Source organism: Pseudomonas sp. 14A (assembly GCF_018132745.1).
In the GTDB taxonomy this organism is placed as follows: Bacteria; Pseudomonadota; Gammaproteobacteria; order Pseudomonadales; family Pseudomonadaceae; genus Aquipseudomonas; species Aquipseudomonas mercuritolerans.
In genome coordinates, this window is record NZ_JAGRQJ010000009.1 from 185275 (window position 1) to 196558 (window position 11284).

Sequence of the window (11284 nt, forward strand, 5' to 3'; positions counted from 1 at the left end):
CGAGACATGCCATGACCACCGTCCGCACTCGCATCGCGCCATCGCCTACCGGGGACCCCCACGTAGGTACCGCTTACATCGCATTGTTCAACTACTGCTTTGCCAAGCAGCACGGCGGTGAGTTCATCCTGCGCATCGAAGACACCGATCAGTTGCGTTCGACCCGCGAGTCCGAACAGCAGATCTTCGACGCCCTGCGCTGGCTCGGCATCGACTGGAGCGAAGGCCCGGACGTCGGCGGCCCGCACGGCCCATATCGGCAGAGCGAGCGCGGCGATATCTACCAGAACTACTGCCAGCAACTGGTCGACATGGGCCATGCGTTCCCGTGCTTCTGCACTGCTGAAGAGCTGGACCAGATGCGCGCCGAGCAAATGGCTCGCGGCGAAACTCCACGTTACGACGGTCGCGCACTGTTGCTGTCGAAGGAAGAAGTCGCGGCGCGCCTGGCCGCTGGCGAACCGCACGTGATCCGCATGAAGGTGCCGAGCGAAGGCGTCTGCGTGGTGCCGGACATGCTCCGTGGCGACGTCGAGATCCCGTGGGATCGTATGGACATGCAGGTGCTGATGAAGACCGATGGCCTGCCGACGTACTTCCTCGCCAACGTCGTCGATGACCATCTGATGGGCATCACCCACGTCCTGCGTGGCGAAGAATGGCTGCCATCGGCGCCGAAACTGATCCTGCTTTACGAATACTTCGGCTGGGAACAACCGGAGCTGTGCTACATGCCGCTGCTGCGCAACCCGGACAAGAGCAAGCTGTCCAAGCGCAAGAACCCGACCTCGGTGACGTTCTACGAGCGCATGGGCTTCATGCCGGAAGCGATGCTCAACTACCTCGGGCGCATGGGCTGGTCGATGCCGGACGAGCGCGAGAAGTTCTCGCTGCAGGAAATGGTCGACAACTTCGACCTCAAGCGTGTCTCCCTCGGCGGGCCGATCTTCGACATCGAGAAGCTATCGTGGCTCAACGGCCAGTGGCTGCGCGATCTGCCGGTGGAAGAGTTTGCCGCCCGCGTGCAGAAGTGGGCGTTCAACTCTGAATACATGATGAAAATCGCGCCGCACGTGCAGGGCCGGGTTGAAACTTTCAGCCAGGTCGCACCGCTGGCGGGGTTCTTCTTTGCCGGCGGCGTTAATCCGGACGCCAGGCTGTTCGAGTCGAAAAAGCTCTCCGGCGATCAGGTTCGCCAGTTGATGCAGTTGATCCTGTGGAAACTGGAAAGTCTGCGGCAGTGGGAGAAGGACAGCATCACCGCGACGATTCAGGCGGTGGTCGAATCCCTTGAGCTGAAACTGCGCGACGCCATGCCGCTGATGTTTGCTGCGATCACCGGGCAGGCGAGTTCGGTGTCGGTGCTCGATGCGATGGAAATCCTCGGCCCGGATCTCACCCGTTTCCGCTTGCGCCAGGCGATTGACCTGCTGGGCGGCGTGTCGAAGAAAGAAAACAAAGAGTGGGAAAAGCTCTTGGGCGCCATCGCCTGATTGCTTCTGCTTCTGTGCAGGACTGCCGAAGGCTGCGATCTTTTGATCCTGCCTTCGGTGTTTCTCCCGTATTTACGGGGGAGGGCGGTAAGTGATTGTTATCCCGGCAAAAAATTTTGAAATTTTTCAAAAATAAGTTTGACAGGCTTTCGATACGCCCTTAAGATTCGCCCCGTCCTCAGCGATGAGGGGCTATAGCTCAGCTGGGAGAGCGCTTGCATGGCATGCAAGAGGTCGACGGTTCGATCCCGTCTAGCTCCACCAATTTACACTTCGAGGTCTGGCCACACCGGCCTTGAAGCGATCAACACTCAGCGTTGATCAGTTGTATAGAAGGGTTTGCGTCCCCTTCGTCTAGTGGCCTAGGACACCGCCCTTTCACGGCGGTAACAGGGGTTCGAGTCCCCTAGGGGACGCCAGTTTTACAGAAGTGATGTTGCAAGAGATCACTCCGCCGTGAGGCGAAAAATCCGGGGCTATAGCTCAGCTGGGAGAGCGCCTGCATGGCATGCAGGAGGTCAGCGGTTCGATCCCGCTTAGCTCCACCAATTTTACAGTTCAAGGTCTGGCCACACCGGCCTTGAATCGATCAGCTCTCAGCACTGATCAGTTGTATAGAAGGGTTTGTGTCCCCTTCGTCTAGTGGCCTAGGACACCGCCCTTTCACGGCGGTAACAGGGGTTCGAGTCCCCTAGGGGACGCCACGATTACCCGCTCTGCGGGATTTTATAAGGGTCATTCAATTATTGAATGGCCCTTTTGTTTGTCTGGCGTTTGGCCAACTCTCCTTTTTCCTTACACTGTGCTTCAGACCAGCGGTCATATTCATGACTTGCGGAATATTATTATGCGAATAATATTCTAGTCGTAATATTCGGAGGCAACGATGAACGATAAAAAAGCTCAAACCCGCGAACGCATCCTCAGGGCTGCCAGCGCCGCGTTGATTCAGCGCGGCCCGGCAGACCCGAGCGTGGGCGAAGTGATGGGCGCCGCCGGCCTGACGGTTGGCGGTTTCTACGCCCACTTCGAAAGCAAGGACGCGATGATGCTCGAAGCGTTCAAGCAACTGCTGGGCCGGCGTCGCGACCTGATTGCCGACATGGACGCCGATCTGACCGGCGAAGAGCGCCGCGCGCTTGTAGCGGCGTTCTACCTGTCACGTAAACACCGGGATTCCAGCGAAGCCGCATGCCCGATTCCGGCGTCTATTGGCGAGCTGGGCCGTCTGCCAGAGTCGTTCCGCATTGCACTGAACGAGCATCTGGAGCTGATGGTCGCGCAACTGGCGGCCAGCCCTGAAGACACCGACAAGGCTCTGGCCGATGTCGCGTTGATGGTCGGTGGTCTGGCCTTGGCCAGAGCGCTGGGTCCGGGAGAGTTATCCGATCGATTGCTGCGCGCTGCCAAGTCGGCGGTGCGTTGACCTGAAGGCAACAAGCCTGAGGAGAGTGCGATGAACGCGTTGAAGTGGGTTCGTGGCGTTAACGGTACCTTGGGCTGGTTTGCACCGAAACTGGTGGCGAGCAAAATGCGCCTGGCATTCATGACGCCACGGGCGCTGCCGTTGCGGGATTGGGAGCTGCCGCTGTTGGCCAGCTCCGAACGCATCACGTTGCGCTTCGGCCTGTCGGCGCTGCGCTGGGGTCAAGGCCCTACGGTGTTGCTGATGCATGGTTGGGAAGGGCGGCCAACGCAATTCGCTTCGCTGATCAATGCTCTGGTCGATGCCGGCTATACCGTCGTCGCGCTCGACGGTCCGGCTCACGGTCGCTCCCCTGGGCGAGAAGCCAATGTAGTGCTGTTCGCCCGCGCCATGCTCGAAGCGGCTGCCGAATTGCCGCCGCTGCAAGCGGTTATCGGCCATTCCATGGGCGGCGCCAGCGCGATGCTCGCTGTGCAATTGGGCCTGCGCACGGAAACTCTGGTCAGCATCGCCGCACCGTCGCGGATTCTCGGCGTGCTGCGCGGTTTTGCGCGCATGGTCGGCATGCCGCCGCGCGCGCGTTCTGCGTTCATCCGTCAAGTCGAGCAGGACGTCGGCATGCGCGCTGCGACGCTGGACGTGGCCCACTATCAACTGGATATGCCCGGCCTGATCGTGCATGCCGAGGACGACAACTTCGTCTCGGTCAAGGAATCGCAATTGATTCACGAAGCCTGGTTCGACAGCCGCCTGCTGCGTCTGGAAAGCGGCGGCCATCAACGCGTGCTGGCCGACCCTCGAGTGATTGATGGTGTGTTATCACTGCTTGCCGGTCGCAGCCTTCAGGCGCGCCAATCGGCCTGAGCTCCGTTACACTGGCCCGGTTGAATACTTTGACCGGGAGTGGGGCATGGGCTGGGATCGGGCAACGCCGTTTACCATTGATCTGCAAGTAGGCGCCGAAGACATCGACGGGCTCGGGCACGCCAATAACGCGGTGTACGTGACTTGGCTCGAGCGCTGCGCCTGGCGCCATTCGCAGCGCCTCGGCCTGGACCTGGTCGAATACCGGCGACTGGATCGGGCGATGGCCGTTGTCCGCCACGAAATCGATTACCTGGCCGCCGCCTATGAAGGTGATGAACTGCAACTGGCGACCTGGATCGTCGACTGGGATCAGCGCTTGAAAATGACCCGGCACTTCCAGCTCAAACGCCCCAGCGACAACGCCACCCTGCTGCGCGCGCAGACCACCTTTGTCTGCATCGAACTGTCGACCGGCAAGCCGAAGCGCATGCCGGCAGAATTTATCGAAGGCTATGGCCCGGCGATCCAGATTGCAGAGGCGATGTAAATCTCACCCTGTGGGAGCGAGCCTGCTCGCGAAAGCGTCAGGTCAGTCACGCATGCATGAGCTGAAAGACCGTCTTCGCGAGCAGGCTCGCTCCCACAGAGATATGTGTAGTTCTGCGGATTTGGGCGATATCCAGTAAACTGCCGCACGTTTTTCTTCAAGTAGTGTTTCCCCATGCAAATTGCTCTGGCGCCCATGGAAGGGTTGGTCGACGACATCCTGCGCGACGTGCTGACCCGCGTTGGCGGCATCGACTGGTGCGTGACCGAATTCATTCGGGTCAACGACCAGTTGCTCACCCCGGCGTATTTCCACAAGTTCGGCCCCGAGCTGCTCAACGGCGCTCGCACCGCGTCCGGCGTGCCGCTGCGCGTGCAATTGCTCGGTTCCGATCCGGTGTGCCTGGCGGAAAACGCCGCGCTGGCCTGCGAGCTGGGCTCGGAAGTGATCGACCTCAACTTCGGCTGCCCGGCCAAGACCGTCAACAAATCCCGCGGCGGCGCCGTGCTGCTCAAGGAGCCGGAGCTGCTCAACCAGATCGTCGAGCATGTCCGTCGCGCCGTACCGGCGCATATCCCAGTCACCGCGAAAATGCGCCTGGGTTTCGACAGTCCTGACGGCTCGCTGGTCTGCGCCACGGCGCTGGCCGAAGGCGGGGCAGAGCACATCGTCGTACATGCGCGGACGAAAATGGACGGCTACAAACCGCCGGCACATTGGGAGTGGATCCCGCGCGTGCAGGACGTGGTCAAGGTGCCGGTGTTCGCCAACGGCGATATCTGGAGCGTCGAAGACTGGCGCCGTTGCCGCGAAATCAGTGGCGTGGAAGACATTATGCTCGGTCGGGGTCTGGTCTCCCGCCCGGATCTCGCTCGGCAGATCGCTGCGGCTCGCGCTGGCGAAGAGGTCGTCGAGATGACCTGGGCCGAGCTGATGCCGCTGATTCAGGACTTCTGGCTGCAGGCCAAAGCGCAAATGACCGCGCGCCAATCGCCCGGTCGCCTCAAGCAATGGCTGGCCATGCTGACCCGCAACTACCCGGAAGCCGCCGAGCTTTTCACCGTTCTGCGCCGCGAAACCGAGCCCGATCAGGTCTCGCGTCTGCTCGGATTGCCGCTCGTCGAAGCCGCATAAAAAATCTCAAAATATTCTCTTGAAATCAAAACAGCGGTCCCTATCTAAGGGTTACGCGATGCCGAATTCGGGTCGCGGAGACACAAAACCTTGCTGATTGTTTTCAGGAGATTTGAATCATGAGTACTGCATTTTCTCTCGCACCACTGTTCCGTTCCTCGGTAGGTTTCGACCGTTTCAACGACCTGTTCGAAACCGCCCTGCGCAACGAGCCAGGCAGCAGCTACCCACCTTACAACGTCGAAAAACACGGTGATGACCAATACCGTATCGTCGTTGCGGCCGCCGGTTTCCAGGAAGAAGACCTGGACCTGCAAGTCGAGAAGGGTGTGCTGACCATCAGTGGCGGCAAGCGTGACACTGACGAGAGCGTCACGTTCTTGCATCAAGGCATCGCCCAGCGAGCCTTCAAGCTGTCGTTCCGTCTGGCCGATCACATCGAGATCAAGGACGCTGCCCTGCGCAACGGCCTGCTGAGCATCGACCTGCTCCGTGTGATCCCGGAAGAAGCGAAAGCCAAGCGCATCCCGATCAATGGAGCGCAGCAGCCGGCGTTGCAGCATTGATTCATGTGCTGACACACAATCGCCCGAACCGGCGATAAGCCGCTGAACGAAAGGCCCCGATCCGTCGGGGCCTTTTTTGTGCGCGCAAAGAAAGCCGACGCAACGTTTGCCGCTGGCTTTGTGGCTCTTTACAATCCGCGCCAACAAGGCCAGCCCCCCCTAATTCCCGCTGGCCCCGGAGCCTTTGTTCATGGACGAAATGGAACAGCGCTGGCTATACGCGCTTTCTGCGCCTTTGGTCGCCCTCAATCCCGACGCCGATTACACCGCGCCCACCTATTGCTTTGACCTCAAACATGTCGATGTCGAAGGTGGTTGGGGCATCACTACGCGCGAACAGCTGTTGGACATGCTGCGTACTGCCGATGACGGCCACGCTACGCAGTTGAACGAAGCCTATCGGCAGTGGCAGAGGTGTCTGCCGTCCGAATGGCAGGCCTTGCTCGCAACACTCGACACTCGCCAGCGAGCTTTTTACGAATTCGCCAGTCGCACATTTGGCGAGTGCGGTTCAGGTGGCATCCGTGCCTGGGACCTTGGTCGCATGGGTTTTCTGCTGCGTTCTGCAGTGCTGCACGGCTGGATTGATCTCACCGAAAGCCTTTGGCTGCATGGTCGCATGGCGGCACGCGCGCGCTACTACTACGACAGTTGGACGAGCTACCTTAACGGCTTTGTCTTCGGCAAAGCCTTCTGGCATTGCCTGGGCAACAAAGATGAAGAGCTGGAGCACGAATATGACCGGCAAGGCGATTACATAGGCACCACCGTGGTCATCAGAAAGCTTGATCGTGATGCGCGCGCGCTGTTCGCACAGTTGCCCTGGGACATGCCCTTGCATCCACCCGAGCGGCCTGATTCGCTAGGGGAGTTCGACTGGTCATGAGCTGCTGGATTCGCTTGGGTATCGAGCCCACCAAAGACAACGACGTCATTCGCGGCGCCTATCGCGCGCGCTTGCCGCAGCACCATCCGGAAACCGATCCGGAAGGTTTTCAGGCGTTGCGTGCGGCTTATGAGCTGGCATTACGCTTTGCCCGCGAGGAAGCCGTGGAGTCGGATCAACCGGTTGCTGATGAGATCAGTCCTGCCGATCAGACGATGGCCGACTTTGAAGCACTGCTGCTTGATCCAGCGCGTCGCTTCCAGCCGGTGGCCTGGCATGCATTCAACCTTGAGCTGGACCGCCTGCCGCTGGAGGTGCTGGACGAAGTTTGCTGGCCATTGCTGCGCGAGTTGCTCGACGCCGGCCCGATTTCCCATGTCTGCGCCCGTTTGTTGGCCCAGCGCCTGGGCTGGGCAAGCCGCATGCTGGATCTGGATTTCGACAACGCACGGCATGTCGACGAGTTTTTGCAGCGGATCAGCGCGGCGGATCCGTTCGACACCTCGTTGATGAGCCATTGGCCCGCTGTCGCGCAGTTGGAAACTCTCTGGTATGTGCGAACCCTGAATCACCTGCACCGAGAGGCGTCGCTCGACGACTACCGTCATTTCGCCGGCCTGCACACTTGCATCCCGCTGCCTGCTGATGACGGGTTATTGCAACGCCTGGCCATACAGTTCAGTCAGGCTGATATCGCCAACAAAGACTTTCTCGACATTATCAGCGAGCAGCATCGGCTTGCGCCTGAAGATGTCGACTGGCTGTATCTGTTGGCCTGTCAGCGCAGTGCGCTGGGAATGGAAGAGTTGGCACTGCAGGCGTGGGTGCGGCTCTGGCGCGAACATCAGCATCCGAAAGCGGCGACGTGGTTACTGGCATTGTGCGCGCGACATCAGCCTCAGCGCCTGCCGCTGCTGATTCAGGCCTTTGATCGTCTGGAAAACTTCCGCGACTGGTCCGAGGATCTAGGCGATGTCACTCAAGAGTACGGCAGTCCATCACAGCGCCCGGAAACACTCGGGCGTTGGTTCAGGGCCAGGCAGCTCGAGTTGCAGGACATTGCCGGTGCATTTGTCGAATGGCGTGTCAGTGGTGACGAGTTGCCGTTGTTGGCGGCGCTGATCATTGACAGTGATGACCGTCCGTTGCAAACGCTCTACCAGCATGCCTGGGCTTTGCACCGCGGTGATGTGCCATTGCTGCGACGCATCATGGAGGCATCCGAGCCGGAGGATGTGCTCGATCAACTGGTGTTGGAAGGCTTGCAGTATCAGGCCGGGCAGCAGATCTGCTGGTTGACCCGAGCGCCGATTCCTCAGGCCCTGGAAGCGTTTCTGGCCAGCGACTCGGCATCGACACTGCCGTCGGCGCTGGAAAAGGGCGAACCGCTTGAGCTCAGCCTGCTGTGGATGCGCCGTTTGCGCGCTTACGACGCCCGATCGCTGGCGCGGCTTGCCGAAGCGTTCAGTCTCGACAAACGTGACGAACGGCTTGCGGGGCTCAAGTTGCAAGCGCAACTGGCCGCGCAAGGCATGCTGCTTCCGGCCGTCGATAGCTACTCTGATGTCTGGGAATGGCATCGTCAGGCAATTTACCTGCTGGCCACCCTCGACGATCCGACGCGTTGGCTGGGCGCGCAATCGGCACACTGCGTCGACGCCATGAACATTGCGCGTGAACACCCCTTGGCCCGTTTGCAGCCGCTGCTCTGTCGCCTGAGTCGCGAGCAGGGCAGCGCCAGTGGCCTGCTCGGCTGGCTGCAAGCGGCGGATCCGGTGCACTCGCTGCTCGCGCGCAAGTTGTTCAGTGTGCATGAGGCGCTCGATAGCACTCGGCTGTTGGGTAATGACCGTTTGTTCGAGTGCATGCGCAGCGACATCGCCAGCTTCAACGAAGATTTGCTCGGGCGCATGCTCTTGGGTGGAGTCCTTTACCACGATCCGTTGCTCACTGCGCAACAGCGTAAATACCTGCTGGAAAGTATCACCGAGGTGGTCAATCCACAGGACTGGTTCGACGGCTTCCGTCACAGTCTGATCAAGGGTGAGCCTGTTCACCCGCCCCGTGAGGCTCTCGCGGAGGAGGGTGTCAGCGACGCCTTTTACCTGGCGCTGGATGTGCTGAAGGATCTGGTGCGTTTTGGCAATCTGGGCTTGCCAAGGCAGAAGGTTCTGTTGCGCATGCAGCGGGCCAAGGATGACTCGGAAAATGGACTCGGTTTGCGCTTCGCATTCAGCGCATTGCTGTCGTGGTCCGAGCGTTTGCTGTTAGCCAAGGCAACGACCCGTCCAACCCCTGCCGCTGCGTTCTGGAGCCTGGGTACCCGGCTGGGGCGCGGGGCGTTTATCTGGCAGGTCATTGGCGCGTTGCTGGTGACACCCGTGGCGGCGTTGCTCAGCGGTACGCCTGTATCCGGCATCGTCGTGTTGCTACTGGGCCTGGCGTTTCTGCTCGGTGCGGTCCTGCGCCGTTTGCATGACATGGGGCGGGGCATTCCGATGTTGCTGGTTTTGGTAATGCTGTCGCCGGTATTGCCGTTCCTGCCGCTGATACTGTTCGGTTTTCCCGGAGAGAAGCTGCCCAATCGTTATGGCGTGCCACCGGACAGTGGCGGTGAAGATACGTTGTCCGGTGGTTTGCAGGCGACCTTGCGGCGACTTATCGGTTAGAGGCGTAACTCATCCAGTACCTTGTTGAGTTGTGCGCGGTGGCTGGCGATTTCTTCCGATCGCTGGTCGCCCAGCACCGTGGTGAAACTGTCCAGCCAGTCGGCAATCCGCTGGCGTTCTTCGCCCAGACTTTGCGTCCACGCCCGTTCCAGTCGAGCCAGCAGGGTTCGATTGGGCAGAGTGTCGCGGGGGTGAATTTTCAGCGTACTCAAGCGTTCATGACTGGTTTGCCGCGATTGCGCATCGAGTCCGGTCGGGCTGCGGTCAATGCTGTGGCTGTGGCGTTCGCCCGTCCCTGGCAGGGTAACGTCAACTTCGAGCAAGCCGTTGATGTCATAACTGAATCGCACATCCAGCGCCTGGATATCATCGCTGGGCGTCAGCGTGACATCGAAAGCATCGATAAAAATGTTGTCGCGTACCCACGGACGTTCGCCCTGATAGACCGCAATACGGACGACTTCCTGTCGTGGAGATGTCGTGTGGTAACGCTCCACCCTTGAGATCGGGATGATGGTGTTACGTTCGATGATCGGCGAGAACGCGCCACTGACGCCTTCGCCACGATTGGTCGAAATCCCCAGCGTATACGGACAGACATCCGTCAGAATCAACTCTTCCACCGCACCGTCCCGCGCCTTGCATGCCGCCTGCGTCGCTGCGCCCAGCGCCACGATGGTGTCCGGATCAAGATGCCGATAAGGCAGGCGTCCAAACAACGTGGCGACCATTTGCTGTACCGCCGGCATGCGCGTTGCGCCACCGACCAGCACCAGGCTGTCGAGGTCGCGCGGTTTCAGTCGGGCATCGCGCAGAGCCTGTTCGATTGGCGCGCGCAAGCGGGCCAGCAACGGCTCCCAGATTTTCACCGCAGCGGCTTCATCCAGTTCCCATTCGAATGTCTGCTCGGCATACCGCCAGCTCAAGTGCTGCGCGCCTTCGCCGAGTTTGCATTTCAGCTGTTCCAGGGCATCGCCCAGGCTGGCCATGGCTTGTGCATCGATTGTTGAGGGGGTGAGTTGCCAGTGTTTCAGGCAGGCCTGCAACAGGGCGGCGGTGAAGTCTTCGCCGCCAAGAAAGTTGTCGCCAGTGGAGGCGTGCACTTCGATCAGCGGCAATGCGTATTCGAGCACGGTGACGTCGAACGTGCCGCCGCCGAGATCGAAAATCAGCGTGCGTTCGAACTTCTGTTCGTGCAGGCCGTACGCCATGGCGGCAGCGGTCGGTTCATTGATCAGGCGCGTCACGGACAGCCCGGCCAGTTCGGCGGCGAACAAGGTGCGCTTGCGCTGCTCGTCACTGAAATATGCCGGTACGGAAATGACCGCTTCTGTGACCGCCTGGCCGAGAAAGGCTTCCGCGTCTTGCTTGAGTGAGCCAAGTACCAGCGCCGACAACTCTTCCGGGCTGAACTGGCGAGAGCCGAGCTGGATTTGCCGGTCGCTGCCCATGAAGCGCTTGAACGCGGCGGCAGTGCGTTCCGGGTGCGTGGTCAGGCGGGCGCGGGCGGCTTTGCCGACCAGAATCGTGTCGTCTTCATCAAGGCTGACCACCGACGGTGTCAGCACATCGCCGAGGGCGTTGCGGATCAGCTCGGCGCGTCCTTCACGCCAGACGGCGATCAGGCTGTTGGTGGTGCCAAGGTCGATGCCCAGCAGGGCCGGGCGGGGAAGGGATGCATCCTGCATGGTTGATCTCGAAGCGGCGCAAAAAACGCGACCCTACAGGCTGACGCAAACCGTGGCAATTGTTGCTC

General features: G+C 60.3%; 9 protein-coding genes and 4 tRNA genes. 12 read left to right on the forward strand and 1 reads right to left on the reverse strand.

Translation table 11 applies throughout. From position 1 onward, the window contains the following. Nucleotides 1-11: 11 nt before the first annotated feature. The 12 genes from gltX (at nt 12) to PS14A_RS08835 (ending at nt 9528) form a co-directional block, all read left to right on the forward strand. On the forward strand, nt 12-1493 hold the full coding sequence (gltX, locus tag PS14A_RS08780) for a glutamate--tRNA ligase (RefSeq protein WP_212615782.1): 1482 nt from the start codon (nt 12-14) through the stop codon (nt 1491-1493). 188 nt (nt 1494-1681) lie between these two features. Next, nucleotides 1682-1757, forward strand: a tRNA-Ala gene (locus tag PS14A_RS08785). A gap of 79 nt (nt 1758-1836) precedes the next feature. After that, a tRNA-Glu gene (locus PS14A_RS08790) sits at nt 1837-1912 on the forward strand. A 53-nt stretch (nt 1913-1965) separates the two neighbouring features. After that, nucleotides 1966-2041: transfer RNA gene (locus tag PS14A_RS08795), tRNA-Ala, on the forward strand. Nucleotides 2042-2121: 80 nt separating this feature from the next. Next, nucleotides 2122-2197, forward strand: a tRNA-Glu gene (locus PS14A_RS08800). 182 nt (nt 2198-2379) lie between these two features. Beyond that, the gene (locus PS14A_RS08805) at nt 2380-2919 is read left to right on the forward strand and encodes a TetR/AcrR family transcriptional regulator (protein ID WP_212615783.1); all 540 of its coding nucleotides are present in this window, start codon (nt 2380-2382) and stop codon (nt 2917-2919) included. A gap of 30 nt (nt 2920-2949) precedes the next feature. After that, the gene (locus PS14A_RS08810) at nt 2950-3783 is read left to right on the forward strand and encodes an alpha/beta fold hydrolase (RefSeq protein WP_016773922.1); all 834 of its coding nucleotides are present in this window, start codon (nt 2950-2952) and stop codon (nt 3781-3783) included. Nucleotides 3784-3829: 46 nt separating this feature from the next. Next, nucleotides 3830-4273 carry a thioesterase family protein gene (locus PS14A_RS08815; RefSeq protein ID WP_016773923.1) on the forward strand — a complete coding sequence of 148 codons (444 nt, stop codon included), beginning with the start codon at nt 3830-3832 and terminating at the stop codon, nt 4271-4273. A 174-nt stretch (nt 4274-4447) separates the two neighbouring features. Next, the gene (locus PS14A_RS08820; RefSeq protein ID WP_016773924.1) at nt 4448-5407 is read left to right on the forward strand and encodes a tRNA-dihydrouridine synthase; all 960 of its coding nucleotides are present in this window, start codon (nt 4448-4450) and stop codon (nt 5405-5407) included. Nucleotides 5408-5526: 119 nt separating this feature from the next. Next, entirely contained in the window at nt 5527-5973 is a 447-nt protein-coding gene (locus PS14A_RS08825; RefSeq protein WP_016773925.1) for an Hsp20 family protein, read from the forward strand. A 199-nt stretch (nt 5974-6172) separates the two neighbouring features. Beyond that, on the forward strand, nt 6173-6859 hold the full coding sequence (locus PS14A_RS08830; protein ID WP_349251717.1) for a DUF1266 domain-containing protein: 687 nt from the start codon (nt 6173-6175) through the stop codon (nt 6857-6859). Next, nucleotides 6856-9528, forward strand: a complete 2673-nt coding sequence (locus PS14A_RS08835) for a DUF805 domain-containing protein (RefSeq protein ID WP_212615784.1) — start codon at nt 6856-6858, stop codon at nt 9526-9528. The genes PS14A_RS08830 and PS14A_RS08835 overlap by 4 nt, the downstream gene beginning before the upstream one ends. Here the strand turns inward: PS14A_RS08835 and PS14A_RS08840 are convergent. Then, nucleotides 9525-11216 (reverse strand): molecular chaperone HscC, encoded by a 1692-nt coding sequence (locus tag PS14A_RS08840; protein ID WP_212615785.1) that lies wholly within the window; start codon nt 11214-11216, stop codon nt 9525-9527. The two genes, PS14A_RS08835 and PS14A_RS08840, sit on opposite strands and share 4 nt — an antisense overlap. Nucleotides 11217-11284 lie beyond the last annotated feature (68 nt).

Coding starts and splice junctions, on each gene's coding strand:
- gltX (WP_212615782.1), top strand. CDS start 12: ATGACCACCGTCCGCACTCGCATCGCGCCATCGCCTACCGGGGACCCC.
- PS14A_RS08805 (WP_212615783.1), top strand. CDS start 2,380: ATGAACGATAAAAAAGCTCAAACCCGCGAACGCATCCTCAGGGCTGCC.
- PS14A_RS08810 (WP_016773922.1), top strand. CDS start 2,950: ATGAACGCGTTGAAGTGGGTTCGTGGCGTTAACGGTACCTTGGGCTGG.
- PS14A_RS08815 (WP_016773923.1), top strand. CDS start 3,830: ATGGGCTGGGATCGGGCAACGCCGTTTACCATTGATCTGCAAGTAGGC.
- PS14A_RS08820 (WP_016773924.1), top strand. CDS start 4,448: ATGCAAATTGCTCTGGCGCCCATGGAAGGGTTGGTCGACGACATCCTG.
- PS14A_RS08825 (WP_016773925.1), top strand. CDS start 5,527: ATGAGTACTGCATTTTCTCTCGCACCACTGTTCCGTTCCTCGGTAGGT.
- PS14A_RS08830 (WP_349251717.1), top strand. CDS start 6,173: ATGGAACAGCGCTGGCTATACGCGCTTTCTGCGCCTTTGGTCGCCCTC.
- PS14A_RS08835 (WP_212615784.1), top strand. CDS start 6,856: ATGAGCTGCTGGATTCGCTTGGGTATCGAGCCCACCAAAGACAACGAC.
- PS14A_RS08840 (WP_212615785.1), bottom strand. CDS start 11,216: ATGCAGGATGCATCCCTTCCCCGCCCGGCCCTGCTGGGCATCGACCTT.